The sequence below is a fragment of the Microcoleus sp. ARI1-B5 genome, from assembly GCF_036705795.1.
GTDB lineage: Bacteria > Cyanobacteriota > Cyanobacteriia > Cyanobacteriales > Microcoleaceae > Microcoleus.
In genome coordinates this window covers 25,583-52,553 of sequence record NZ_JAUBVK010000017.1, presented here as the reverse complement: position 1 = coordinate 52,553, position 26,971 = coordinate 25,583, and the positions used below count along the sequence as shown (strand labels likewise).

The 26,971-nt window shown below is 48.3% G+C and carries 17 protein-coding genes; 9 read left to right on the top strand and 8 right to left on the bottom strand.

The window, feature by feature from the left end:
- Positions 1–148 precede the first annotated feature (148 nt).
- From QUB63_RS22425 to QUB63_RS22405, 5 genes are all read right to left on the bottom strand, one after another.
- Positions 149–5,749 carry a trifunctional serine/threonine-protein kinase/ATP-binding protein/sensor histidine kinase gene (locus QUB63_RS22425; protein ID WP_332947533.1) on the bottom strand — a complete coding sequence of 1,867 codons (5,601 nt, stop codon included), beginning with the start codon at positions 5,747–5,749 and terminating at the stop codon, positions 149–151.
- Between the two features lie 194 nt (positions 5,750–5,943).
- Positions 5,944–6,630 (bottom strand): ribonuclease HII, encoded by a 687-nt coding sequence (locus QUB63_RS22420; protein WP_332947532.1) that lies wholly within the window; start codon positions 6,628–6,630, stop codon positions 5,944–5,946.
- Positions 6,631–6,744: 114 nt separating this feature from the next.
- Positions 6,745–9,114, bottom strand: coding sequence for an Rne/Rng family ribonuclease (locus QUB63_RS22415; protein WP_332947531.1), 2,370 nt, complete (start codon positions 9,112–9,114; stop codon positions 6,745–6,747).
- Between the two features lie 1,184 nt (positions 9,115–10,298).
- The gene (locus tag QUB63_RS22410) at positions 10,299–13,169 is read right to left on the bottom strand and encodes a TIGR03960 family B12-binding radical SAM protein (protein WP_332947530.1); all 2,871 of its coding nucleotides are present in this window, start codon (positions 13,167–13,169) and stop codon (positions 10,299–10,301) included.
- A 320-nt stretch (positions 13,170–13,489) separates the two neighbouring features.
- The gene (locus QUB63_RS22405; protein WP_332947529.1) at positions 13,490–13,843 is read right to left on the bottom strand and encodes an STAS domain-containing protein; all 354 of its coding nucleotides are present in this window, start codon (positions 13,841–13,843) and stop codon (positions 13,490–13,492) included.
- A 383-nt stretch (positions 13,844–14,226) separates the two neighbouring features.
- Between QUB63_RS22405 and QUB63_RS22400 the strand changes: the two genes are divergently transcribed.
- The 3 genes from QUB63_RS22400 to QUB63_RS22390 all read left to right on the top strand — a co-directional run bounded on the left by QUB63_RS22400 (position 14,227) and on the right by QUB63_RS22390 (position 15,281).
- Positions 14,227–14,421: a hypothetical protein gene (locus QUB63_RS22400; protein ID WP_293155487.1), complete on the top strand. Its 195-nt coding sequence runs from the start codon at positions 14,227–14,229 to the stop codon at positions 14,419–14,421.
- 242 nt (positions 14,422–14,663) lie between these two features.
- Positions 14,664–14,954: a hypothetical protein gene (locus QUB63_RS22395; protein WP_332947526.1), complete on the top strand. Its 291-nt coding sequence runs from the start codon at positions 14,664–14,666 to the stop codon at positions 14,952–14,954.
- 90 nt (positions 14,955–15,044) lie between these two features.
- Positions 15,045–15,281 carry a hypothetical protein gene (locus QUB63_RS22390; protein WP_332947525.1) on the top strand — a complete coding sequence of 79 codons (237 nt, stop codon included), beginning with the start codon at positions 15,045–15,047 and terminating at the stop codon, positions 15,279–15,281.
- A gap of 184 nt (positions 15,282–15,465) precedes the next feature.
- Here QUB63_RS22390 and QUB63_RS22385 read toward each other — a convergent pair whose 3' ends face one another.
- The 3 genes from QUB63_RS22385 to QUB63_RS22375 form a co-directional block, all read right to left on the bottom strand.
- Positions 15,466–18,288: a PAS domain S-box protein gene (locus QUB63_RS22385; protein WP_332947524.1), complete on the bottom strand. Its 2,823-nt coding sequence runs from the start codon at positions 18,286–18,288 to the stop codon at positions 15,466–15,468.
- Between the two features lie 636 nt (positions 18,289–18,924).
- On the bottom strand, positions 18,925–19,149 hold the full coding sequence (locus QUB63_RS22380) for a hypothetical protein (protein WP_332947523.1): 225 nt from the start codon (positions 19,147–19,149) through the stop codon (positions 18,925–18,927).
- Positions 19,150–19,158: 9 nt separating this feature from the next.
- A complete protein-coding gene (locus QUB63_RS22375; RefSeq protein WP_332947522.1) occupies positions 19,159–19,293 on the bottom strand; it encodes a hypothetical protein in 135 nt (44 codons plus the stop codon).
- 516 nt (positions 19,294–19,809) lie between these two features.
- Here QUB63_RS22375 and QUB63_RS22370 point away from each other — a divergent pair.
- From QUB63_RS22370 to QUB63_RS22345, 6 genes are all read left to right on the top strand, one after another.
- The gene (locus QUB63_RS22370; RefSeq protein ID WP_332947521.1) at positions 19,810–20,535 is read left to right on the top strand and encodes a DUF502 domain-containing protein; all 726 of its coding nucleotides are present in this window, start codon (positions 19,810–19,812) and stop codon (positions 20,533–20,535) included.
- Between the two features lie 505 nt (positions 20,536–21,040).
- Positions 21,041–21,535 carry an RRXRR domain-containing protein gene (locus QUB63_RS22365; RefSeq protein ID WP_332947520.1) on the top strand — a complete coding sequence of 165 codons (495 nt, stop codon included), beginning with the start codon at positions 21,041–21,043 and terminating at the stop codon, positions 21,533–21,535.
- 553 nt (positions 21,536–22,088) lie between these two features.
- Entirely contained in the window at positions 22,089–22,721 is a 633-nt protein-coding gene (gene nusB / locus QUB63_RS22360; RefSeq protein WP_332947519.1) for a transcription antitermination factor NusB, read from the top strand.
- A gap of 205 nt (positions 22,722–22,926) precedes the next feature.
- Positions 22,927–24,591, top strand: a complete 1,665-nt coding sequence (ftsY, locus tag QUB63_RS22355) for a signal recognition particle-docking protein FtsY (protein WP_332947622.1) — start codon at positions 22,927–22,929, stop codon at positions 24,589–24,591.
- Positions 24,592–25,143: 552 nt separating this feature from the next.
- Positions 25,144–26,634 carry a PP2C family protein-serine/threonine phosphatase gene (locus QUB63_RS22350; RefSeq protein WP_332947518.1) on the top strand — a complete coding sequence of 497 codons (1,491 nt, stop codon included), beginning with the start codon at positions 25,144–25,146 and terminating at the stop codon, positions 26,632–26,634.
- The gene (locus tag QUB63_RS22345; protein ID WP_332947517.1) at positions 26,624–26,863 is read left to right on the top strand and encodes a hypothetical protein; all 240 of its coding nucleotides are present in this window, start codon (positions 26,624–26,626) and stop codon (positions 26,861–26,863) included. Before QUB63_RS22350 ends, QUB63_RS22345 begins: the two co-directional genes overlap by 11 nt.
- The last annotated feature ends 108 nt before the right edge of the window (positions 26,864–26,971 follow it).

Below are 26,971 nucleotides of genomic sequence, written 5' to 3'. Positions count from 1 at the left end.
CATCCATTTCCGGTGGAATCCAAGTTATTTTCGTCAAAACGCTTTAACTTTTGCCATCCTCCCTATGGGCTAGATTGCAGGTTGGGTGGAGTCCAGTAATACCCGACCTACTTACTGCGTTATATTGTTTGCGAGATCCTTGACCTGCTTATACAGCGCTCACGGGCAGGAAAACATTAAATGTGGTTTGGCCCGGAATCGATTCTACCTCTATTTTTCCCTGATGTTTGTCAACAATCTTCTTGACAATATCTAGCCCCAAACCGCTGCCTTCTCCCGCCGGCTTAGTAGTAAAAAACGGGTCAAATATTTTCGCTTTTATCTCGAATGGTATCCCCTTACCGCTGTCGGTGACACTAATCTTAGCCTGCCCGGATTGCTGGGCTAACTCAATAATTAGCGTGCCTCGGTAATCCATTGCTTGCAAAGCATTGTGCACAAGATTTGTCCACACTTGATTCAGTTCGTCGGGATAGCACATTATTGGTGGGATTTCGGCATACTTTCTCACTACCTGAACGCCCTGTTTGAGTTGATTTTGATAAAGGGTTAACACCGTTTCAATCCCTTCTGCAATGCTGGCTGCTGTCTTTTTCCCCGACTGTTCGTAATGGGCATAGGTTTTTAAGGCAAACACGACTTTTGATGCTCTGTCTGTAGCTGTGTTGATCGTGGCCATACCTTTTTTTAACTCAGAAAGTTTGTAGGCGATTTCTATAATGTGCAAGCTATCGGGTTTTTGCAGCAGCGACACAAAGCTGTCAAGTTCATGATAGACTCCCATCATTACTAGGCGATCGGCTGCGGTATCTGAATCTGCTATTCCTAATTCTTGCAGTTGGCCTCTCAAAGCTCTCTTCAATTTGCGTTCTTCTTTCGTTGATAAGCTGGTTTCTTGTTCGAGAGCACGCTGAAGTAAGGCTAAGAAATCCTGTACTTCTTCTGGGGAGAGAGATTGAAAAAGTGCGGGCAACTGTTCTAGAGTTTGATTCAAGAACTTAGAAACATTGCCGGCAGACGATCGAATCGCGCCCAGGGGAGTGTTAACTTCGTGGGCAACTCCGGCAACCAGTTGTCCTAAAGCTGCCATTTTTTCTGATTGAATCAGTTCTGCTTGGGTAGCTTCGAGATAGCTTAAAGTTTGTGATAGTTCTTGGGTGCGTTCTTCGACTTTGGCTTCTAAGTTGGCGTAGAGTTGGGCATTTTCTATGGAGATGGCTGCTTGAGACGACAATATTTTTAAGACTGCTACTCTGTTAGGAGTAAAGGCATTTGTTGTCAGATTGTTTTCTAGATACAGAATGGCGATCGTTTTTCCTTGGTGTTGGATCGGCAGGCACAAAACTGACTTCAGTTGGTGCTGAATGATATAAGCATCATATAAATTTTGGCTCTCTTTAGGTACATTGTTGTAGAGCAAAAGTTCTTGAGTTCTGGCTACATAGTTAATCAGACTTATGGGAACTATGTGGCTATTTTCTAGGGCAATGGGTTGCAGGAATGTTGTTTCTGAAGTGTCGCTAGTTCCCAAAGCTTCAACTATTAAGTTACCTCCTCGGTGCAAAATCAGAGCGCCTTTGGAAGCTCCAGCATTTTCAATTGCTGCTTGCATCAAAGTTGAGAGCAGTTTTTCAAGCTGAATTTCCCCTGAAAGAGCTTGAGATGCTTTAATAACTGTTGCCAAATCGAGAAATTCCGACCTTTCCAAACTGCTGGTCATTGAGAGGGTGGCATTAGTCATCAGGGAAAAGGTTTCGCCTGTCTGCAAGCTGGTTTTCTGGTTGAGAATCGGCGCGATTAATTGGGGATAGCGTTTTTCTAAATCCTCAACTTTTGCCTTGGCGCCCCAGCGCGCGTAGGCGTAGTAGGCGTCAGTTAAATAGACTCGGGCAATTTTTTCTTTGCCCCATTCGAGATAAAATGTGGCGGCGAGTTCGTGGGCGAGGGCTTCTTCATTAACGTACTCGTTTTGTTGGGCGAGGCCGATCGCGCGATCGTACATTTCCACTGCCTCCAGTCTTTCTCCTAGCACCCGATGCCGCCCTGCCTCTACTAGATAGAACTTATGTAAATGATTCATCGGAGCATGATGCGCCCACTTTTGCATTTTTTCTTGGTTGTTTTTCACCCGATTGAGTATAACCTCTTGTTCGGAACTTGAAGCCTCAGCAAATACAGCTAAATGTGCCAGAGAATCATAAAAATGGAAGAGAGGCACGCAGATCAGTGCTGTCACGCTGCCTAGATATTTTTCGGCTAAAACAGCATTTTTAATGGCTTCATGAGGTTGACAAAACACGCAATTTAAAATGAGTTTATATAGGTATACTTGATGAAGTTGACAGCCATCATTTGCTTTAATAGCAGTTGTTAGTCCTTCCTCTTCATTGTATATGTCACCCATTAAACAAGTGGGATTTTCATTATTACCTAACAAATTCTGGACTACTTGCCGAGCTAATGCGATCCAACTCAATAAAACTTCTTGTCTAATTTTACTAATAGCCTTACTGTATGCTGATATCTTTTGGTCTACCTCCGTAAGCTCTTGACCCAAAAAACATGATACATAGCATATATGAAATCCACAGTGACCAGCCATTTCAAAGTCTCCACTTTCCACTGCGCTTTGATATCCCTCAATCAAAATGGGTAGTGCTTCTCTGAGATGTTTTTTCCAGTGTACGATCAGAGAACCCCAGACATTGAATACCTTAGCCTTGACTTTCTGAACATTGAGCCGCTCAGCCAAATTTGCAGCTAAGTAACCAAATCGATAACCCGTTTCTATGTCTTGGACTACTCCACACAGAATTAATCCGTAAATAGAATAACCAAATGACGACCAGGTGGCATTACCATATTTGAGTGATAAATTAACCATTTTGCACGTAATTAGTAATAGCACTGTTGGTGCAGCAACATAAGCAGCAGGAGCAATACTTGATATGATATACATGGCTGCTAACGGTTCTGGTTCGGTCATTTCCGACAGGTTAATTAACGCTTCGATTTCGTGTTCAGCACAGAGCAAAGCAGTTTCTTCTAGTCCTTTTTGAACATCCGACTGGTTGGGCGATTCTGGTAAAATTACTCCCAACTGAGCGAGCACTTGCAGCCCAATGTTAACATCTTCTGTGAGGTTCCCCTGGGAGGCCGACGCTTGAATTTTTGCATCATAGACTTTCACTTTGTCCAGCAGCGAAATCGCTTGTTGCAGAACAATATTAGCGAATTTATCCATCTGCTCAAACTCACCGTTGAGATAAGCCACCTCTGCTGCTTCGGAGTACAAAGCCAATGATAGGCTGTACTGATGCTGCCAACTATTTACTGCTAAAACTTCCAGTCCCGTAGCTAAATATCTTTTCGCAGCAGCATAAGCTATTGAACTTTTAGCTCTACGTCCAGCAATTAAATTCAATTGAGCTAATTCATCTCGCTCAGTCTGAGCAATAATTAACTCCTTGCCCCTGTTCAAATGGTTGACGATATCGAAAATTTTCTCTTCTCTTTCTTGTGCCGTAGGGGCGGCGCCTCCCTGTCCGCCCTTCCTCAACAAAAGTTGCCCTATTTTGAGGTGAGTTGACTGTTTCTGAGATTCGGGAATTAAAGAGTATGCTGCTTGCTGTACTCGATCGTGTAAAAATTTGTAGGGAACCGATAAATCAGATGTTTGTGCCACCTCTGATGATTCCGAATTTTGAAAGAACTTGTAAACTTCGCTGATGGGAATCACTAACCCCTCTTGCAGCGCTTGCCACAATTCATCCGCCGTTTCGGCTTGAGATTTTTCGCGGACAACTGCCAGGGTTGCCAAGTCAAATTGGTTGCCGATACAAGCCGCTAACTTTAAAATATCTTGGGTATTTGCAGGGAGGTTTTGCAACTTAATCGCCATAAACTCAACTACATCGTCGGTCAAAGCAAGGGCGGTAACTCGGGCAATATCGCACTGCCAATACGCGCAGCTCACATCAAAGGAAATTAACCCATCGATTTGGAGAAATTTGAGGAATTGCGTAGCAAAGAATGGATTGCCTTTAGTTTTGCTGAAGACGAGTTCTGTTAAAGGAGTTGCTCGTTCTAATGGACAAATTAGGGTATCGGCAATCAGGCGATTTAGGGCTGGTTTGTCTAAGGGTGATAATGTAATTTGATTGACTGGGACTGACTTTTTGCGGAGTTCATCCAAGGTCAAAATTAGCGGATGGGCACCGAAAACTTCGTTGTCCCTATAGGCTCCGATTAACAGCAGATAGCGGGTATCCGTCTCGCTTACCAGCAACTGCATTAGCTTCAGCGAAGCAGAATCGGCCCACTGCAAATCATCCAAGAAAATGACTAAAGGATGCTCTTTTGTGGCGAAGACTCCGATAAACTTACCGAAGAGCAAATTAAAGCGATTTTGTGCGGCAATTCCTTCTAGCTCTTGGACTTTTGGCTGCTTGCCGAGCAGGTGTTCTAATTCGGGGATGACATCGATAATTACCTGGGCATTTTCACCCAAAACTTTTAAGATTTTGGCTTGCCATTTCTCCACATTAGCTGCGGTTTCAGCTAGCAGTTGTCTCATCAAGTTCTGGAAGGATTGCACCCAGGCCCCCAAGGGAATATCGCGCTTGAATTGGTCAAATTTCCCTTTGATGAAGTAGCCCCGCGCTCCGACAATGGGTTTGTGTACTTCGTTGACGGCGGCGGTTTTGCCAATGCCGGAAAAGCCGGCGACTAGCATGATTTCGACCCCCCCTTGCCCCCCCTTATTAAGGGGGGAGTTGAGGGGGGTGCTGACGCGATCGAATGCTTCTAATAATGTGTTAACTTCGGTTTCTCTGCCGTAGAGTTTTTCGGGTATGGCAAAGCGATCGCAAATATCTCTAGCCCCCAAAGTAAACTGGCTAATCTTGCCTGTTTCTTGCCACTGCTGCCTTACCGTTTCCAAGTCGTACCTGAGTCCGAAAGCATTTTGATAGCGCGATTCTGGGTTTTTTGCCATCAATTTAACAGTGATGTCATTCAACATTGCCGGGATGGTTGGGAGGATCTCTATTGGGGGAGTTGGAATCCTGGCCAGATGGGAGTGAACTAACTCCATCGGATCGGTAGATTTAAAGGGTAATTGTCCTGTCAGCAGTTCGTAAAATGTGACTCCCAGCGAGTAGAAATCGGTGCGGTAATCGATACCTCGATTCATGCGACCGGTTTGTTCTGGAGACATATAATTTAGCGTTCCTTCCAGAACGTTAGGGCTTTTAATTTCTTGATTTTCTCGGGGCAAAAGGGAAGATATACTGAAGTCAATGACTTTAATTTCTTTTGTGTGGGGATTAATTAGAATATTCTGGGGTTTGATATCTTTATGAATAATTCGATACTGATAGAGTCCTTCTAATACTTGGACTGTCTGAATAGCTATCGGTAAAAAATCGGCGGTACTTAGTGGGTGAAGGGCGGTATATTCGGCAAGAGAGATACCGCCAAAATCTTCCATGACTAAAGCAAAACCGTTGCGGTAGTTTGAGAGTGCCAGGGGTTTGACAATTCCTTTCAGGTCAAGATTTTTGGTAATTGTGTACTGATTGCGAAACTGTACGAGTTCGTTGAAAGTGGGATATTCGCTTTGGAGGATTTTGATGACGACAGGTTTTTGGTCTGATTCGGAAATCGCTCGGTAAACTTGGGTTCTAGAACCGTTGTAAATGCGATCGAGGATGCGATACCCGGCAATTGTTAGTGAAGTATCTGTCATGGGATTTTAGATTTTAGATTTTAGATTTTAGATTTTAGATTTGACCTAAAACAATGCAAGTTTAGGGAAGCTTCAAGCATTTATTTTATAAGTCATTCAACCTATTGCATAATTTTTTATGCACTCTTGAAAGTCGCAGATTAACGCAGATAATTGAAGGAATTGAGAGCTAATTCTGGCAATTCAAGTCTATTTTAAGATTCTCGGCAAGGACGAAAGGATGTTCGATGAAAGACAGATGCACCGCAGCGTTCTAAAGCCAATGTATGTTTTTTTGTACCATATCCTTTGTTGTTTGTCAAGTCATATTCTGGATACTTGAGGGCCATCCGCAGGATTAATTCATCGCGCCAAACTTTGGCGACAATGCTAGCGGCGGCAATCTGAATCGATCGCGAATCACCCTTAATCATCGTCTCTTGGTCGATCGACAAATTGGGTATTCTTTGATTGCCGTCAACCAAACACAAATCCGGCGTGACATTCAACTTCACAATCGCCCGCTTCATTGCCAACAAAGAAGCCTGCAAAATATTCAGGCGATCGATCTCCCGCACCGAAGCTGCACCAATTTGACAGTCAACCGCCACAGCCCGGATTTTCAGCGCTAACCGACTCCGGGCTGCGGGACTCAACTGCTTGCTGTCGCGCACCCCGCAACTTACTAATTCATCGAGAACCTCGTCGGGCAAAATGCAGGCAGCAGCCACCACAGGCCCGAACAAAGCTCCTCTTCCTACTTCATCTACACCTGCAATTATCCGAGGGAGACGGGGAGAGGGCGAGAGGGGGAGAGGAGAGGGCGAGACTGGGGGAGTGGGAGAAAGGGAGAGATGGAAAGATGGGAAGAGAGTAAAAATTTCTACTTCTTCCTTCTTCACGCTTGACTTCTTTCTTCTTACCTCGGACTTCTTCACGCTTGACTTCCATCCGTTACATCCGTTACACAATCCGTTGCCGAACTTCCTTCTTCCCTCGAACCTCTTCCTTCATAATCACTCATCCAAAACAGCAGACGAGCGGCGGCGGCGCCGGCGGTTGATAGCAGGCTCCTCGGGTTCGATCGATTCGATCGGCTCATGGGATTCGATCGGCTCATTCGATTCGATCGGCTCGTGGGATTCGATCGGCTCGATCGATTCGATCGGCTCATGGGATTCGATCGGCTCATAGGATTCGATCGGCTCGTGGAATTCGATCGGCTCCTGTGAGAAAGCCATCACACCGTCGGTTTCCTCCATCGGCTCAAAATCATCCTCGGTTTCGTCTTCGTCGATCGAACTTGAGCCGTAAATTTGGGCCTCATCATCATCAGCATCATCATCGTCATCCTCAGCAAATACCGGCCGGGCAACCGACATTTCTGAATAATAATCTCGTTCCTCAACATTCTGTGCTGGTGCAGGCGCTTCAAATTCAAATTCGAGCTGCTCAAAAGGTGGCTTGTTCGGGGCCGCTCCCGGGAGCGTCACCGAAACGATCGCATTCTTAGGATTTTTCAGGCTGCGATCCGTCAGCACCAAAGGAGAAACCCCCATCAGAGCATAAACATCCTGCTCCTCTGGCGTCATTTCCACCGAAATCACCTCGGGAGGCTCCACCATCGGCTTCATCAACTCAGACTTAGCTGGGCGCACGCGATCGAAATCCTCGCGCCTGCCAACAGTCGCCATATTCACCACCCCGAAGCCCTCAGAAGCTGCCCGGATGCCGGGGGGTGCCTGATACTCAGAGCGCGGCTCTGCGACGGGCGCGCTGTTCGTATTCGGCAGCCGCAACTTGCTGCGTACCGGTTCCTCCTCCGCCACCACGGCAAAAGGCTCTTCGCCAATCCGGCGGCGGCGGCGCCGTCTGGTTCCGTTGCCCAAATCCTGATAGCTGGGATGGTTGAGCAAGTCCAAAGCCGAGGCGTTGCCGCCAGTCTCAACAAAATCCAAACTTTCGCTAGACGGTTCCCAAGCAGCCCGAGCGGGTTCGGGGGAACGTTCTTCTCTTACTGGCGCAACTGCTGCGCCAGCTACAGGCGCCAAGCTGCGGCGTTCCAATCCTTCTGGCAAGTTCAACATCACCCGGTTGGAGGAAGTCACAGTGCGATCGGCCGATTCCCGCACCGCTGCGGCGAAATCTTCTTCGCCCGGGAGTTGCACCAGATGACCCAACCCGCTGCAAGTAGGGCAACTGTGGCCGAACAACTCGTAAATATTTTGACCTTGGCGTTTGCGGGTGAGTTCTACCAGTCCCAATTCCGAGAGTTGAGCGATTTGCGGCCGAGATTTGTCAGCTTTGAGAGCTTTATTGAAATGTTCCAGCACCTGCAACTGATCGCGGCGGGATTCCATGTCGATAAAGTCAACAATAATCACCCCGGCAATATTGCGGAGTCGCAGTTGTCTGGCAATTTCCGTTGCTGCTTCGCAATTTGTCCAGAGTACCGTTTCGCGAGCTGTTGCCGATCGAGTAAACGAGCCAGAGTTGACATCGATCACCGTCAGCGCCTCAGTCGGCTCGATGATCACGTAACCGCCCGAAGGCAAATCCACCCTCGGTCTGAGGGCTTCTCGAATCGCAGCGTTAACGCGGAAAAATTCTAAAATCGAGGCGCGCTCTCGGTGGTGGTCGATCAAAACTCCAGCAGGAAGTTTACCGCCGTTCCAGCTCATCAACTGCTGCTTCACCCGCTTAATTCCATTTTGCGAGTCCACCACAATCCGATTCACGTCACCGCTGAACATATCCCGCAGCACCCGCTGGATAAAATCGTCATCGCGGTTGAGCAGTGCCGGCGCCCGCGAGGTACCGCCTTCGAGTTGCACGGCTTCCCACTGTTTTTGCAGGACTTCCAAATCTTCCATGATGGCTTCTTCGGTCATGCCTTCGGCTTCGGTGCGTACCAGCAGCCCCATCCCGGCCGGTTTCACCAAAATAGCCAGGGCTCTGAGGCGGTTGCGCTCGGCTTCCGACTTGATTCTGCGGGACAGATTGACTCCCCTGCCGTAGGGCATCAGTACCAAATAGCGGCCCGGCAGAGTAATGTTGCCTGTCAGCCGAGGGCCTTTGCTGCCCGTCGGTTCTTTCATCACCTGTACCACCACTTTCTGCTGCGGCGTCAGGAGTTCTGTAATTGCTCCTGCCGATCGTTTGAGCCGCAGCGGGCCGAGGTCTGTGACGTGCATGAACCCGTTGCGTTCAGGGTCGCCAATATTGACAAAGGCCGCATCTATCCCGGGGAGTACATTTTCGACAATTCCCAAGTAAATGTCGCTGACTTGGTGGCTGCCTGTGGCTACCACGAGTTCTTGGATTTGATCTTCTGAAAAAACGGCAGCAATGCGATGCTGCTCTGCTATAACTATCTGCTTTGTCATTCAATTTCCTCAAAAAACTGGCAGCAAGTTAGAGACACTAACGCGCTTAGAGTGCCTCTGACTTTAACTGTAATTAGTAGTAGCAGGAAGAGTTATTAGTTGTGAGTTGGTGCAGGGTGCAAGGAAATTTAACTGTTAACTGTTCACTGTTCACTGTTACAGATAAAGTAGTTAAACCCGCCCGATCGAGAGTTATGAGTTATGCTCAGCAGATAAATCTGAGAGATAGAAATAAGGAGGCTTTGATCGAGTTAGCAATATTAAGTTGTGAGTTGAGAATTGCTTGACTCAATACTCAAAATTCAACACTTGCAACTCTTCCTTTGAACTCAGCGAATAAATTCAGCGACAATCCCACCAATTTCTTAACACACAACTGAACATACAACTTAACACTACGAACTGATAACTCCCCTTGCGTGGTGGTTGAGGGCTGGTTTTGAGCGAATGTAAGTAGGAGTGAAAGCGTAAGGACTTTTGTTGAATTCTTGCGCGATCGCACTCAACTGACTCTACTCTTGGCATTCGACTGCAACCTGGGCCCCTGCCAACCCTAAAACCTGGTCAGTCGATTTTAGATTTTAGATTTTAGATTTTAGATTTACTGCACAGATGCCATCTGGGAGCTTGAACTAGGGTCTAAAACCTAAAATTTTGGGTTCTCCACGACGATTGTCGGGGGCTTCTCTCCGTTTTCGATCGAGGTTAGTCGATTAAAGAATTGAAGAATTTTAGATTTTAGATTTACCGAACAGATGCAATCTGGGAGCTTGAACTAGGGTCTAAAACTGCGATCTCTCTACGACTGAAGTCTGGGGCTTGTATCCGTTTTCGATCGAGGTCAAAAAGATCTATTGTTGAATACCAGCAGAGCGGCTTGAACCGTGAGATTTTTGAGTAAGCCGACGATCGACAACCAGTCGATCGAGCGAAATTAATCGATCAATTTGGTTCAGGCCCCGCTCCTGCGGGTTTGGCGCTAGATTTAGCCCGTGAATGTACAAAAAGGCTTGAAGTCTTGAACAGAAGCAATTTGCACCCAGCCCGCGTTGCTGGTTGACTCTTAGCGACGAGCGACAAAAGCGCTCAAGCCGCCGCGGCTTCCATAACAAGCAATTATAGCGTGAAACGATACATCCCGATAGGGAAGCCCGGGTGAAATATTCCACTGCGGCTTCCCTATTTTAACCATAACCCAGGATGAGCTGACTGCGTTGTACCTGCAGAAGCTGAATTTCTTGCTGGCTAACTTGTTCGAGCATGAAAACAAGATGTTCGGGCTTCAGCAAGTTGCCATCGCTGCGACAACTGCCGGTATAGCGCAAGACGGCTGTACCTTGGGATTTACCACTAGAGGCAGAGGCGCTGCTTTCTGGTTTCTGCTCTACAAGTTCGAGTTTGTGCAGCCGATCGCGCAAATTGACATCCCGCGTCTTTCCCGACTTAGTAGTGTGCACCCGCCAAAAAGCCGAACTTTGGGCGATCGCTTTAACCCAAGCCTCCCAATTGGCACTATCCGCGACCCCGACAGCAGCAGAATGCTCCCGGTCAGATTCGCCATTTTCTGCCAGCGAGCCTGTTGCAGCGACAGTGATGACATACTCCGCAGCTTCTAACAACTGACTGGCAGAAGGAGCTTTGAGATCGATCGGCTCAACCCTGTAAATCGGGATATTTTCCGGCAGAGTCCCCGCCAATTTTTCCCGAAAAATCTCAATATCGATCGGCTCAGTGAGTTCAAAATCAGCAATTTCCCCAGTGCTCGTAACGCCCAGAGGCAGGGCATTTGCCACAGAAATTCGAGGGTTCGGGTGGAAGCCGCCGGTAAACGAAATCGGTAAATCGGCCCTGCGGACAACTCGATCGAACAATCGCAGCAAATCCAAATGACCAACCAAAGCCATATCGCCCACCTTCCCGAACCAAACCCGCAAACGCTGTTTCCGCTGCGTATCCGGCACGAATTCCCCTGCAAACTCTGGAATTGGCAGAGCATCCACAACCACATTGTGTCCGAAATCAGTGCCGCAAACCCCGCAGCGCGAACACCCTTCAAAGGAACAGTCAGGAACCGTCGCTGCTTCTAAAGCATGAAGCAAGTCCATTTTAAGCCAGTTTTTGTCGATCCCCGTGTCTAAGTGATCCCAAGGTAAAGGTCGATCGAGAGAGAGGGGGAGAGTGGGGGAGGGGGAGAGGGGGGGAGTGGGAGAGGGGGAGAGGGGGAGAGTGGGAGAGGGGGAGAGGGGGAGAGTGGGGGAGGGGGAGAGTGGGAGAATTCGGGAAATCTTCGTTGATTCCTGGGAATTCAGACTTGTATCCGTTAAATCCCGTACAGTGCTCGTTGCCGAACTTCCTTCTTCCTTCTCCTCTTCCTTCTGAAAAAGATTCCATTCGCCGCTTTCGACTTGGCGGTATTTCCAGGTAAGGCCCGATTCATCGATCGCCTGAGTCCAAGCCTTGTAAGCCTTATCCAAACTTTCCCACCACGCATCCATACCAGCACCGAGTTCCCAAGCGCGGCGGACTACAGCGCCCAAACGCCGATCGCCCCGTCCGACAAAATCCTCCATTGCCGAAATCCGCACATCAGTGTAATTCACCTTAACGCCCCGCATCCCGCGAAATTCATCCTTGAGGAGTCTTTGCTTGCGGGAAAACTCAGCAGTCGAAACCGAGTGCCACTGAAAAGGAGTGTGAGGCTTGGGGGTAAAATTAGAAATTGTCAAATTAAAATTCAGTCCCCGGCGGCCGACCAGCCTGCATTCCCTGTGCAGCCAGCGGACTGTTTCCGCGATGCCCAGAACATCAAAATCTGTTTCTCCGGGCAAACCGATCATAAAATACAGCTTGATTTTATCCCAACCGCGATCGACCGCAGTTTTGACACCCCGGAGCAATTCTTCGTTTGTCAAACCTTTGTTAACAATGTCGCGCATCCGCTGCGTGCCGGCTTCCGGCGCAAAAGTCAAACCGCTTTGCCGCGTGCCGCCGAGAATGTCGGCAATATTATCGTCAAATCTGTCAACCCGCTGGCTGGGTAGAGACAGAGAGATATTTTTATCTTTGAGGCGGTTTTTGATTTCCATCCCGACTGCTGGGAGTGCCAGATAGTCGGAACAACTCAGGGAAAGCAGGGAAAACTCGCTGTGCCCGGTGGCTTTCATCCCTTGTTCTATTGCCTCTACGACTTGCTGCGGTTCCACATCGCGCGCGGGGCGAGTCAGCATTCCCGGCTGACAGAAGCGGCAGCCGCGGGTGCATCCCCGGCGGATTTCTACTGTCAGTCTGTCGTGTACTGTCTCGACGTAGGGTACTAGCCCGATCGAATATGCTGGTATGGGAGTCGCCACGCGGCGCAGAATTCGATCGGGAACTTGCGGGCGGTTGGGACGAACAGAACCGTCGGCCGCCATATCGTAGAATTGGGGGACGTAAACGCCGGGAATTTGCGCTAAATCCAGCAGCAGTGCTTCTCGGCTCAAATTGTTAGTTTTGCCTTCGGTCAAAATCAAGCCAATTTCCGGCAGCAATTCTTCTCCATCTCCCAAAGCGATGAAGTCAAAAAAGTCAGCGTAGGGTTCGGGATTGGATGTTGCGGTTTGTCCGCCAGCAAAAATCAGCGGCATTTGACCGTTTTGGTCATTTGTCGCTCTTTCTTGCCAAGTTAGGGGAATGCCGGCTAAATCCAGCATTTCCAGAATGTTTGTCGCTCCGAGTTCGTAGCTGAGGCTGAAGCCCAGAATATCAAATTCTGAGAGCGAGCGCCTGGATTCTACTGCAAACAGGGGAGTTTTGGTCGATCGCAGTTTTGCTGCTAAGTCTGCTGCGGGCAAATAAGCTCGATCGCACAACTGTCTCGGCAAGGCGTTCAAAATGTTGTAAAGGATGATGTGCCCCAGATTGGAAGCACCAACTTCATACACTTCTGGGTAAGTCAGCACCCAGCGCACAGACGCCCCGTCCCAAGGCTGTCGCGCAGCCCCCAACTCGTTTCCTAGATAACGAGCAGGCTGATTGATTTCTGCTGTAAGTAATTCTTCGACTTTTACTGCCACGGCTCGACTCGCTCTGATAGTTGCGACTAGACAGCAGCCTACCTTAAAATCTGCCAACACGCCAACGGCAATCAGTTGATTTTAGATTTTTGATTGAAGAATTTTAGATTGACTTGCAGCGCCCAGAATCTGGGAGCTTGAACAAAAGCGTTGCCCGAAGAGCGAAGTCGAAGGGAGCGCAGTCGTTGGGTCTAAAATTTTGGGAGCATCCACGACGATTGTACGGGACACGGTACCCGTCTCTGGCGGCTCCTCTGTCTTTTGGGGCATTTAACTCAATTTGCTGTGTTTTGTTGCTTGTTTTCACCGATAAAAAGGTTCTACGAGTGATTTTTTACACTAGAGTTTGCCGCTTCAAAGCTCTCGACATTTTCAAAGATCTCAAAAACTCGATCGAGTTGACTGAGTTCCAGAATCATCCTAATCCCGGCGGAAATTGAGCAAATACTAAACCTGCGCCCCATTTTTTTTGCCTGCTTGAGGCCGGAAATCAATGCCATCAAACCCGCACTGTCAATAAATGTCACTGCGCCAACATCCACGAGTACCGCTACCACCCCGGGGGCTGAAATTGCTGCGGTTAGTTGCTGTCCGAATTCTGCGGCTGTAGCTGCGTTCAGGTGGTCTAGGGGTCGAATCACCGTAATTGCTTTATGGGCAAGAAGTGTCTGCATATATCAAACCTATGATTTCTACGTATTTTCAACTACTTCATTGGACGGATGTAAGCCTAAACCTACTTGATACCTACGAGCCTAACTCGCTCTGAGGAAAACCGACCAGTTGTTTTCAGTAAGTTTACTGAATCTTTATTTATTTACTCTTTTTTATAAAATTTTCCGCAAGATTTGGGGAGTAAAGGTAAGCTACTATACGATTTTTTATTGAGGCGACTAGGTTTAGTCTAGGCAATGGTAAAAATTGCGATCGACCTTGCCTTAGCTGTTAGGTCAAACTGAAGAATGTAATTGAAATCACTTGTTAGTTCTGATTTAGATCACTCGCGCGATCGACTCTTAAGATGAAAATTAAACTGTACGGAGTTCTCCGATATACTATGCAAGCAACTCATGCTATTCGTCAACTTGTAGAAAAAGCCCTCTACATTAAGCAGTTGACGCCTGACATTGAAAACGAAATCAACAACGAGCTCACCCGCTTGGGCTACATCTCGGATATTGATTATGAGGCTTTAGAGTTATTAATGGATGAAATGGATGCCGGCCGGGTGCAATTGGTCTCTAGTCGATAGTTGGAACCGGACGGGGCAGGAAAAATCAAATAGCAAAAAAAATCCTTGCACGGCGTGAAATACAAAAGTCCCAGAAGCATTTACCCCGGCACGGTATTTTTCACGTGAAGCACCGAGTTGATGAGCTTGATATTTGAGGAGCTGGTTTTTGCACCTCAGTATCAAAAACTACAAACTTTGACCTCAATTAAATCTATAACTTTTGGGGCTTGACAAAGGAGCTCAGATAGTAATTTATTCTAATGATTACTGTTACCGGACTGAGGCAGAAACTTGGTTTGGAACGATCGCAATTAAATTGGTTCGATCGTTCCGACTTGAGTCCTCATCAAACGAGAGACTACTCATATCATGTCCGGTGCATTACCCTAAAAAAAACTTTTCGTAGTGCGCCCGAAAGTCCGCAAAAAGCTGCGGACTTTCGGGCGCACTACCAACCTTACTTATTGCGGTTAATCGATCGGACACCAGATAAATCAGGTGCGATCGCCAGTTGTGTAAAGTTTGGTAAAAAAGCTGCGGGATTTGCATAAAAAAGAACAAGTTGCGCCGATAGCTCAAATAGAGAGGCCCGCGTCAAGGCGGCGAGAGAGCCAGTCAACTTGTATCTAAATCAATATAATATGTCACGAAAACCAGAAAGCACGGAAACTTCCATCAGCAGTTTATTTGCCAAAATCGAGAGCTTGCTGATGCAGACTTGGCAAGAAACAGGCCACGGATGCCTAACTATTGAGAGCGAAAAATTTAGTCCGAAAAAAATCCAAGTAATTATTCGCGGCTCTACTCACTATCGGTATGTTATTTCGCCTGAAGGCATAAACGAGAGGCTTTCAAAGCAGAGTACCGAAGGGGATTGAGCGATTAACGGTTGGGTTAACGTAATTGGTAATTGGTAATTGGTAATTGGTAATTGGTAATTGGTAATTGGTAATTGGTCATTGGCCCGCGCAGGTCATCGGTCATTGGTCGTTATATAATGTGCGATCGCTCTTATCGAAGAAAACTGATTTTTAGTGAGGATTTCCCTCCTCGCCGAGTCAATCACAGATAGATCGATCGCGCCGCCAAACTTGCCACCACCGCCACCAACTCACCAGCATCGAGAGGCTTGGACACGTGAAGTTGAAAACCCTGCCGCAGCGCCCGCACCCGTTCCTCTACCCTACCTGCCGCCGTGAACGCCAGCGCCGGAATTTCCCTGTGGGCCATTCGCTCTCGCACTTGCAGCAGCAGAGCCTCTCCATTTTCCGACTGCATCCCGAGATCGATCGCCAACACATCCGGATTCAGCCTAGGAATCGCTTCCAAGGCTTCCCTTCCCGAGACTGCCGTCTCCACCTCGGCCCCGCAATCTTCGAGCACTGTACGCGCAAAATCCAGGGAATCCCCGTCGCGATCGACCACCAACACCCGCACTCCCAAAAGGTTGCTGCTGACAAAAGACTCATTTACAGGGGCTGGCGCCTTACTTTCTAGAACCGCAAAATCCGCCGCCGGGCCAACAGAAAATCCGCAGTTGCCGTGGAGCTGTTTAATTGGCAATCTCACGAAAAACGTCGCTCCTTGTCCCTTCCCTGCCGATTCCACTTGCACCGTCCCCCCGTGCATTTCCACAAAATGGCGCACTAGGGCCAAACCCAAACCCAATCCGTCGTAAGATCGCGTTGTAGAGCTGTCAGCTTGGCTGAACCGCTCGAAAACGTGCGGCAAAAACTCTCTCGCAATCCCTTGTCCCGTGTCGCTGACCTCAATTTCCACACTAGGCGGCGACAAATTTTCACAGCAGGCGGATGGCGCCCGGGCCATCGTCCCCTCAACCGGGCGCAGCGCCACCCTCACCTGTCCCCCGTCAGGAGTAAACTTAATCGCATTCGACAGCAAATTCCACGCCACCTGCAGCAAGCGGCCGGAATCGCCAAAAATCCGCCCCGCAAAGGAGTCGAAATCCGCCACAATTTCAAGATTTTTTGCCGCAATCGCGGGCCTCAAAGTATCGATCGCAGCCTCAACAATCGAAATCAAATCCACCCACCGCAAATTCAGCGACAGTTGACCGGTAATAATCTGCGACACGTCCAACAAATCCTCGATCAGAGTTGCCAGCGATCGCGTATTGCGATCGATCGTGGAGAGAGCCTTAACAGTCGTTTTTTCATCAAACTTCCGGTTTCGCAGCAGTTGCGTCCATCCCAGCATCGCATTCAACGGCGTCCGCAATTCGTGGGACAAAGTTCCCAGAAACTCGTCTTTAATCCGGTTCGCCCGCGCCAATTCGGCGGCTCGATCGTGCAGTTCTCTTTCCAACTGCTTGCGCACCGTCAAATCCAGAACAAAAGCCACAGATTCTTGCCGCTTTTCCCCCAGCAAAATATACCCCACCAACACCGGAATCCGGCTGCCATCTGGCCGCACGTACTCCTTGGAGTAAGGAGTGCAAACGCCTTTCGCCTTTGCCTCTGCGATGCCGATTTCGTCCAGCGGTAGGTACTCCGGCGGTGTAATGTCAATCCAGCGGAGTTCCCCGCGCTCCAACTGTTCCCGCCTGTAGCCCACCGTCCGCAAAAATTCGTCGTTAGCGTCACTGATGCCGCCGTCAACATCGCCGAAGAGAATTCCGATCAAGTTAGATTCTGCCAACATTCTCAGCTTTTCTTGACTAGCTTTGAGTGCTGATTCTGCTTGCTTGCGATCGCTAACATCTTGGATGTAAGCCGACAAACCAGAATCGGCAGGATAAAAACGCACCTTCAACCACTTATTCCATAAAGGCACGAATTCTTCATGCTCAACCATTACCTTTTCTGCTAATGCTTTTGCCGCCATTTTGTAACACTCTAAATCGACAGCCCTGGGAAATAGATCCCCAATATTTTTACCGATTAGTTCGACTTGTGACTTGCCTAAAAGCTCGAGAGCTTTGTGGTTAATATATGTGTAGTTCCCGTTTAAATCGAAGGCGACAAAAGCGTCGGTAATGCTTTCGAGAATGTTAGTAATTCTAGCGTTTGCCGATAGTAGCACTTGAGCTGTTTCTTCTGCTTGCTTGCGAGCTGCTTGTTCGTTTTCCAAAGCGGCAGCGCGTTCTTGTTCTGCCAGTTTGCGATCGCTAATATCGATGCAAGAAGCGATGTAACCTGCAAAAGTGCGATCGGGCCTGTAGCGGGGTACGCCCCTACCCAAAACCCAGCGGTATTCCCCGTCATAGCGTCTCATGCGGCATTCAAACCCGTACTCCACCCTAGCATCGAAAGCCGACCCGCAGGTATCCAAACATTGCTGCAAATCATCGGGGTGTACGGTTTCCATCCAACCGGTGCCCATTTCTTGCGCCAAAGTTCTACCGGTAAAATCCAGCCAAACTTTGTTAAAGTAATCGCAAAGTTTGTCAGTGTCCGTCATCCAAATCATCACCGGCGCGGTATCGGCCATCATCCGAAATCTCGCTTCGCTCTCGATCCGCTGCGCTTGAGCACAAGAGCGATCGATCCGCTCTTGAACTTCCCGCAGCGCCCGCTCGATCGACGGCACCAAGCGCGTCAAACGCCGTTTGAGAACGTAGTCTGTAGCACCGCTTTTCAAAGTTTCGATCGCCACTTCCTCGCCCAAAGTAGCCGACACAAAAATAAACGGTACTCCCGGACAAGTAGCGCGAGCGATCGAGAGTGCCGCTATCCCGTTAAAACAAGGGAGCATATAATCTGCCAAAATAATATCAACACACTGTTTGTCAAGTGCTGCGATAAAGTCTTCCCGAGTTTCCACGCACAGCAGAGAAAAGTCGAGACCGCCATCCATGAGATATGCCTCAATCAGTTCGGCATCTTGGGGACTGTCTTCTACTAAGAGGATATTAAGCGTTTTCACAAAAATTCCTTAATATGTTTTACTTAAATATTTAATCAAAATCCCTTGAATATCTCCATTATTTACTCAATTCCGATCGCCGATCTAAAGAAAAGATAAAAAATTGCTACGCTGTCTGTTTGAACCTGTACTCCGGTTTGCGGGTGCATCGCCATCTCTGCTAAAAAAATATCTTTTTGTCAGTCCTGGACGCACAAAACCCAGTCTGGCGTCAAAATCAAAGGTTGTGATACCAGTTTAAAAGGAGAATGCCACCGCAGAGCCGTGCTGCCAACCCATACACAATCAGTCATTCCTAATTCTTCAATGCTTTAATTTCAAATATCAAAGGGTATGAGCGATCGATCGACCTTAACGCAGAAACCGAGTCTTTGACTTCATTTGCGCCCGACTGTTCATATATCACATTCATTGCAACACAGGTATCTATCCCCAGATAGATATTTGCGAACTTGATCTAATTGAGAAAGCCTATTTCTTAAAACAACCGGATTTTTGACCGCAAGAGACAATTTAAATGTGTTAGTCCTAGACGGACAAAACTCAGGTTTGTAGGCTACGTACAGAGTCATATACTCACCTTAAGAAAGTATGTATTTGTTGTCAATTTTTGTCCGCAAAAGTTGCAATTAGAGACTAAGCGATCGACACAATACTAGCTCGACCGTCAGGCAATCTGTTAGTGGGCCCAACCTCGCTCCCAATTTCTGGCCAATCCAAAGCCGGATTTTGGACTAGCAGCTTTTGCGTCAAATTCTTATTCTGAACTTCCCAGAAATCCGTTTCCTTTGGATAATTAGCCAAAAAATTGTCGATGGTTTTGTAACTCGGCACCAAATCGCGATATACCTCCTGCATCATTCCTGGTTTTTACTGATAGTTGACATCAATATTCTGGTTATTCAAACCCAGGCGATCGATCGAGTAATTAGGAATCTTGAAATCCCACCCTTCCCCTAATGTACCATCTGTAGCGCCAGTAAAAGCAATTGGTTCGTCGGTCAAACATCCAAATTAACCGTCAGCGACGAAATTGCCGGATTGTCAGCAAGCACTTTGTGGGGTGGGCCCGATCGGTACGCCTCTAATCACTTAAAAGATGGACAGTACATCGCCGATCGCGGTACAATCACCAACGGTCTTGCTCTAGTCCGCCGCATCTTAAAAATTCATCTGTTCTCGAAGCAGCCCAAAAGCCGTCTGCAGGAAACGCCCCGACTCCCTCCGCCTCAACGCCCTTACCTTATTTGTTAAGTCCGAGATAAATTGTCTTAAAATATACAATATGGTGGGCTGTGGCACAGCCCGCATACATTAAAAGCAAGCGCTTTCCTTGCAATAATTCTTTAAAATATAGGTACAGCACCGCCGCTCCCTAACTCTTCCGCGCTCGGCAAGGGTAGGGTTTGGCAGAATAAAAGACGATCGTCCACAGTGACTTCCAGTAAAGCCCGTGCAGTTGCTTTAGTCTCAGCTTTATTCAGGTTCTTGGCAACCAGTTACGAGGAGATTTGACCCGCCGTGCTCCAACGCATCAAACAAGACTTAAAAAACGACCTGATCGCAGGTCTGCTGGTAGTGATACCCTTAGCTACCACCATCTGGCTGACAATTACCGTCGCCAGTTGGGTGATCAATTTTCTCACCAAAATTCCCAAGCAGATCAACCCTTTTGACGGACTCAACCCGATTTTGGTGAATCTGCTAAATCTGTTAGTAGGGCTGGCTGTACCCCTGCTGAGCATTTTAGTCATCGGTTTAATGGCCCGCAACATCTTTGGCAAGTGGCTGCTAGACTTTGGCGAACGCCTGCTGCAGGCAATTCCTCTAGCGGGTTCGGTTTACAAAACCCTCAAACAACTGCTGGGAACTATCCTCAAATCAAATGACAAATTTCGCCGCGTGGTGTTGGTAGAGTATCCCCGGCGGGGAATCTGGACTTTGGCATTTGTGACCGGTACGATCGAGAGCAACGACATTCCGTCTCATCTTTCCGGCGAAAGCCCGATCGGGATTTTCATCCCCACTACACCCAACCCCACCACAGGATGGTACGCTATAGTGCCAGAGGCAGATGTAGTCAATTTGTCAATGTCGATCGAAGATGCCTTTAAAGTCATCATCTCCGGCGGCATCGTCAACCCCAGCAACTCAGCAGCAGTCACCGCCGACAACCCCCCCGGCAAAACACTCGAACCCTTGATATCCGAATCAAGATACCAGCCTGTACCAGTCGAAGAAGATTAAACCAACTCGCCCGCCCAGAAAGCCGACACTCAGAAACCCGGTTTCTGGCGATATATCTTGTTCACACCGAAGTATCGATCGAGAAACCGGGGATCTCGGCGGTACACTTTCTCAATCATCGATCGTAGGTATCCAAAACCTGCCCTGAAATAATCGTGACAGAGGGCGGGTTTTTTGGGAATTTTTCTGCTAAAGTCCAAGTCTATGCTGTCAACCAGCGCTTAGCAATCTCAACAATTCCTAAATTCCTAAAGTCCCAATTCCTATCTAAAAACTGTCACTAACCCCGCTATTTCATAGACGGGGCTTGCGGGAAGCCAAGCCATAGGTGGAACACAAGGTAAGCGAAAGCCGAAGTAGGACTAGACAACGGCCGAGAAGCCAATTTGAACTAACTGAAGATGGCACTTCACAAGACGTTACAGGCACTTCCCTAACCCGTATCCTCTCTGTTAGTCAAAGTCGAAGGGATCTATACAGTTAGCCTTATCGGCAAATCCAAACCATGCAATATGTTCCTGTAGTCGATTCAAATCAACGCCCCCTTATGCCAACAACACCCGCAAGGGCTGAACGTTGGATCGAGTCTGGTAAGGCTACACCATTTTTTCGCAAAGGAATATTCTGTGTTCGCTTAAATATTGAGCCGTCTAATCGCAATCTACAACTCGTAGCTGTTGGAATCGACCCCGGTTCTAAGCGTGAAGGGTACACGATCAAGTCCAAGGCTCATACTTACCTGAATCAGCAATTTCATGCCGTTGATTGGGTTAAGGATGCTGAAGAATCTAGTACCAATGCCAGACGCGCTAGACGTAATCGCAAAACACCGTATCGACAGAATCGCCAAAACCGCAAACGTGGCGGGATACCCCCTAGCACAAAAGCGAGATGGCAGTTCAAGGTTCGTGTAGTTAAAGCGTTAGCCTCAGTATTTCCTATCTATCATATCGGGATTGAGGATGTTAAGGCGACGACTAAAAAAGGCTGTAAGACATGAAATACATCATTCTCTCCCCTCGAAGTGGGCAAGCAGTGGTGTTATTGGGAGCTTACCAAGATTGCACCTGTTAGCCTGTTTGACGGCTACAAAGACACCTATACAACCCGCAAAGAATTAGGATTAAAAAAGTCTAAGGCTAAGTTATCCAACGGATTCAATACCCATTGTATCGATTCTTGGGTTTTAACTTATTTGCTAGTCGGTGGTGACTCAGTACCCGATAACACAGTGGTGATGGAATGCAAGCCTATTCGGATTCATCGCAGACAATTACACGTTTTCAACCCTAGCAAAAATGGCTATCGTCGTCCCTATGGCGGTTCTATTTCACAGGGTCTCAAGCGTGGGGGGATTGTCAAACATTATAAGTTTGGCAAGTGCTATGTGGGTGGTGAGGATACTAAAAAATCTCGGATTAGCCTACATTGTCTTAGCACTGGACAGCGCCTAACCCAGTCAGCTAAGCCCTCGGATTGCAAGTTTCTTGCTTTCAACTCATGGCGCACTGTAAAGCCGTCCTAGAAGGACGGGGTTTCAACCCATTATTCTGATGAAAAAAGCACGGGAAACCTCACGCGAACTCGCACTCCTCGGCATCAGCCAACTGCCGGCGAATCCAGAACTCTTAGAAGCCAAGAAACTGCAAGATGTTCTCCTCGCCGCCATCCGCACCCTGACTGCAGAAGTTCAAGAATCCCTAGAAACAGCAGCCTCCGAAGTGCAGCGGGGTAGCGACAAACTGCTGGCTAGCGAAATCCGCGCCGCTGATATACAAAGTGCTAGAGCAATGGTGCGGGAAGCACTCGAACTCACCCAAACGGCGATTAACCGTCTGGGTTCAGCAATGGAGTTTCCAGAACTGATCCAGCTTGCTAACCAGCAAGATGTCCGCACCTATGCTTTGCAAATCCTGACGAAAGTCAGCGCCAACAGGGTTCAAATTGACGAATTGCTCTCGGAAGCCCTCGTAGACTGGCAAATCGATCGCCTGCCCAGGATCGATCGAGATATTATGAGAATTGCGATCGCCGAAATCCTATATCTCGGCTTACCCGAACAAGTCAGCGTCAACGAAGCCGTCCAACTCGCAAAACGCTACAGCGGCGACGAAGGACATCGCTTCATCAACGGAGTCCTCCGCCGAGTCGTCGATAAAATCAATGCAGAAGTTGTGAGTCAGTAGTCATCAGTCATCAGTCATCAGTCATCAGTCATCAGTCATCAGTCAGTAGGGGCGGTGCAACGCCGTGCCGGCCCTCATCAGTCATCAGTCATCAGTCAGCAGTCATTGGTCATTAGCAATCGGCAATCGGCAATCGGCAATCCGCTCTACACTAAGGACTGATGACTAATGACTGATGACTCTTCTCTATTCCCCATTTAGTTCTATGGTTTTTAATTGGTTTCGTCGCCAGTACAGCGAAAGCGGCTCTTCTGAAAAAGAAACTCCCCCCGAACAAACCCCAGATGAGTCGGCAAAATCCGCACCGGTTGAGCCTCAAACGGATGCAGCAGAGGAAAGTTCCCCCGCTGTAGCCGAAGATTATCTCAATTGGGCAAAAGCTGCTTACAAAAATATTCAAAAACAGCAAAAACCTGAAACAGCAGAGGTCGAGGTTCCAGCAGCCGAAACAGAAGTTGCAGAAGTTGCAGAAACAGTTGCAGAAGTTGCAGAAGTTGCAGCACCAGCGCAGGTTGAAGCGGAGGATGCTAAAGAACTCGACGCAGCAAACCCAGTAGAGATTCCCGAACCCCTGCAACCAACTGCCGGGGCGATCGACATTGCGCCTGTTGCTCGACAATTAGAAGTTACAGCAGAAAATATAGAAATTGCCGAACCTGCAACTGAGATCTCGATCGCACCTGAAGATTCCGCAGCCGAAGCCCTGCCGTTTTGGGCCAGGGCTCAGGCCGATCGCATGGAACGCATCGAACGCCTCAAAGAAACCGCCCTAGAAGAACCAGAAGTAATCGCCAACGCCGCCGAAAGAGCCGCAATTATCGAAGAAATCCCCGGTTTCGCCTTTGACGAAGGCTTCCTGTGGTCATCCGAAATCCTCGCCAGTCAAGGCCGCCGGCCCGATCGAGTATCCGTCGAGGAAATCACTTGGCTGCAAAAACTGCGGAAAGGCTTAGAAAGAACGCGCCGCAGCTTAATTAACCGACTAAAGGCGATCGTCGGTCAAGGCCCGCTCAATCAAGACGCCGTAGCCGAAATCGAGACTTTGCTGCTGCAAGCCGATGTCGGAGTCGCAGCCACCGACATTATTATCAACCGCCTCCAAGAAAGACTAAAGAAAGAGGTGCTGCCGCCAGAACAGGCTCTAGCCTTCCTCAAAAGCATCCTGCGCGACATTCTCGACGCTCCGACAGCCGAAACCGCCGCCGGCAATCCCGCCTACAGTCTGACTTTTGCCCCGGAAAAAGACACCTTTAACATCTGGTTGATTGTAGGAGTCAACGGTGCGGGCAAAACTACGACGATCGGCAAACTTGCCCACATTGCCCAAAAATCCGGCTACAGAACCCTAATTGCTGCCGCCGACACTTTCCGCGCCGCCGCCGTCGAACAAGTGAAAGTTTGGGGCTCCCGCAGCGGCGTCGAAATTATTGCCAACCCCGGGAAAAATACCGATCCGGCTGCTGTAGTGTTTGATGCGATCGCTGCTGCAGGCGCCAGAGACACAGAACTGCTGATCGTAGACACCGCAGGCCGCCTGCAAAACAAAAAAAATCTGATGGACGAACTAAGTAAAATCCGTCGCATAGTAGATAAGAAAGCCCCCGGCGCTACCGTAGAATCTCTACTGGTATTGGATGCCACACTGGGTCAAAATGGTTTGCGACAGGCAGAAGTGTTCGCAGAATCTGCAAAATTAAGCGGAGTAGTATTGACAAAACTCGACGGTTCTGCTAAAGGTGGTGTTGCCCTAGCAGTAGTGCAGCAGCTTGGTCTGCCAATCCGGTTTATTGGAGTTGGGGAAAGCATCGAAGATTTGCGCCCGTTTTCTAGTTACGAATTTGTCGAAGCCCTGCTCGATTTTAGATTTTAGATTTTAGATTTTAGATTGATGGGGTATCTTTAGCCGTCCCAATTTTTGGAGGCGGACACAGATATTCAAAATCTCAAATTATTAACCTCAAACTAGCATCGCAGGACTTGTGCCGATCGCCACCTGACGGTCTGTGGAAAACTAAATATCTAGAAACAATACTTTCGCCCTGTTCTTGCACAGGTTGGGTTCCAAGCGCGATCGAAAGCTTGTCAAATTGAGCTACGAATGTAGTATTTAGTCTGCTGTCTGATGGTACAGTCTTCTCGATCCCCCCGCAGGAAGAGCCCCCTACTCGACCCCTACTCCCCTTTCCAAGGGGGGGGGACAGGAAAGGGTCAAAGTCGACCCCTACTCCCCTTGGAAAGGGGGATGCGAGGGGGATCGGGCCTAGGCTATAAACGAGATTTCTTGAGGATTTCAGGCTTAAATTCACACCAATGACCTACTGCCCAAACTACTTGCTCGAAAAACAACCGGATTTCTGTTCGTGTGGTGCGTAATTCCTCACTCAATCATTCTCCTTTTAAAATCGAAAATCACACATCTAAAATGACTGCTGTGCCTTTGCCTCGCCCCTCACCTCAACCTGCTGACCGCCCTACGGGTCGCAATTCCACCGACGCGACGCCAGTATTTGCCCTCAAAGAACTGGTGGCGCGCTTGCACCGATACCAGCACAACGTTCAAGATATGTTGGGCTCGCTGGGATTTGCCCTGCGCAGTTTTAACAATCTCAACCAATTTTTGGAGTTGGTTCCTTTGGTGGCGACTCGCGTTACCGACGCCGACGGGGGAGCTCTAGTGCTCTTCAAACCCAACGGTCAAGTTCGGTTCCAGCAGTTGCACTGTCAGGAAGGACGGCAGTGCCAAGATATGCGAAAAGCGCTGGAAATAGCCACCAGGCAAGCTACAGCAGGTACGGGCGCGGCGGCTGGTGAATCTTTTTGGGAAACCTCTGGCCAAACTTCTAGTCTCGACCTGCAAGTAAGCCGTTATTTGGGCCCGGATGTTCATTTGTTTGGGGCGCCAATTTTAGTCAAGAATTTGGAACGCGGACGGCTTTATGTTTTTAGCAGTGACCCACAATATCTGTGGACTCCCGGGAGGCAGAAATTAGTTCGGTTGGTGGCAGATCAAACCGCCGTGGCGATTTGCAAAGATGAACTTACTGTGAAGTTGGCTGAAAAAGAACGTTTGGACAGAGAGTTGGAAATTGGGGCGGAAATTCAATTGCGGCTGCAACCCCGCAGTTGTCCGAAAATTCCCGGTCTTGATGTGGCCGCCCGCTGCCAAACTGCTAGCAGGGTCGGTGGCGATTATTATGATTTTATTCCTGCTGACTATGACCCGATCGGCAAGGAGAATGAGGGGGAACACCCCCCATCCCTGATTAAAAATCTCAAGTCCAAAATCGACAAGGGCCGCTGGAGCATTGTGATCGGCGACGTGATGGGCAAAGGGGTACCGGCCGGTCTGCTGATGACGATGACGCGGGGTATGCTGCGGGCGGAGGTTTTGAACCGCCACTCACCTGCGAGAATTTTGCAACACTTAAACCGGGTAATGCACGCGGATTTGGAAAATTCCCACCGTTTTGTGACTCTGTTTTATTCTGAGTACGACCCGAAAACTCGCGTTTTGTCTTACAGCAATGCTGCTCACCACCCGCCTTTGCTGTGGCAAGCTGCAACTAATTCGATCGTGCGGCTCGATACTTTGGAGGGTATGTTAATTGGCCTGGATGCTGATTCGCACTACCAAGAAGCTCAGGTGCAATTGCAGCCTGGTGATACTATTATTTATTACACCGACGGATTTACTGATGCTGCTAATCAAAGGGGCGATCGCTTTGATGAGGATAACTTGACCGCGGCTTTTCAGTGGGCTTGTCAAACTTATCAGCAGTCTGAGGAAATTTTGGATTACTTGTTCGATCGCGTTCACCAGTTTATCGGCATCGGCAACCGCAATGAAGATGACATGACACTGGTTGTACTTAGGGTAACACCGACCACAGGAGAACATCACCATGATAGTTAATTTAATGCCGGAAATTATTGCTGGATTCACCAACTCGATTCATTGGCATGACGGCGTTCATTTGTTAGTTGTGAAATCTCATTTGAGTTCGACGGTGATTTTGGGTCAAAGCTACGACATTTTTACGAATTTCCAGAAAGCTTGGAGCAATTTTGTTTCGACTGGTCAAATAGGAGCTTTTTTTATCGGTATGTTTGTTGGCTGGTTCTTTAAGGGAATGTTTCCTTAGATTTATACTTTGATTTGAGACATCAGGAAGCGATTTCAAAGGTTCGCAGTCAGGACTTCAGTCCTTTCTGATGCAGGATAATTTTAATATTTTTGTAGTCAGGACTTC

Bases quoted from the DNA above. Each gene is read 5' to 3' on its own strand.
- QUB63_RS22345 (WP_332947517.1), top strand. From the start codon at position 26,624: ATGATAGTTAATTTAATGCCGGAAATTATTGCTGGATTCACCAACTCG.
- QUB63_RS22405 (WP_332947529.1), bottom strand. From the start codon at position 13,843: ATGCAGACACTTCTTGCCCATAAAGCAATTACGGTGATTCGACCCCTA.
- QUB63_RS22365 (WP_332947520.1), top strand. From the start codon at position 21,041: ATGCAATATGTTCCTGTAGTCGATTCAAATCAACGCCCCCTTATGCCA.
- QUB63_RS22400 (WP_293155487.1), top strand. From the start codon at position 14,227: ATGCAAGCAACTCATGCTATTCGTCAACTTGTAGAAAAAGCCCTCTAC.
- ftsY (WP_332947622.1), top strand. From the start codon at position 22,927: ATGGTTTTTAATTGGTTTCGTCGCCAGTACAGCGAAAGCGGCTCTTCT.
- QUB63_RS22350 (WP_332947518.1), top strand. From the start codon at position 25,144: ATGACTGCTGTGCCTTTGCCTCGCCCCTCACCTCAACCTGCTGACCGC.
- nusB (WP_332947519.1), top strand. From the start codon at position 22,089: ATGAAAAAAGCACGGGAAACCTCACGCGAACTCGCACTCCTCGGCATC.
- QUB63_RS22425 (WP_332947533.1), bottom strand. From the start codon at position 5,749: ATGACAGATACTTCACTAACAATTGCCGGGTATCGCATCCTCGATCGC.
- QUB63_RS22380 (WP_332947523.1), bottom strand. From the start codon at position 19,149: ATGATGCAGGAGGTATATCGCGATTTGGTGCCGAGTTACAAAACCATC.
- QUB63_RS22415 (WP_332947531.1), bottom strand. From the start codon at position 9,114: ATGACAAAGCAGATAGTTATAGCAGAGCAGCATCGCATTGCTGCCGTT.
- QUB63_RS22395 (WP_332947526.1), top strand. From the start codon at position 14,664: ATGATTACTGTTACCGGACTGAGGCAGAAACTTGGTTTGGAACGATCG.
- QUB63_RS22390 (WP_332947525.1), top strand. From the start codon at position 15,045: ATGTCACGAAAACCAGAAAGCACGGAAACTTCCATCAGCAGTTTATTT.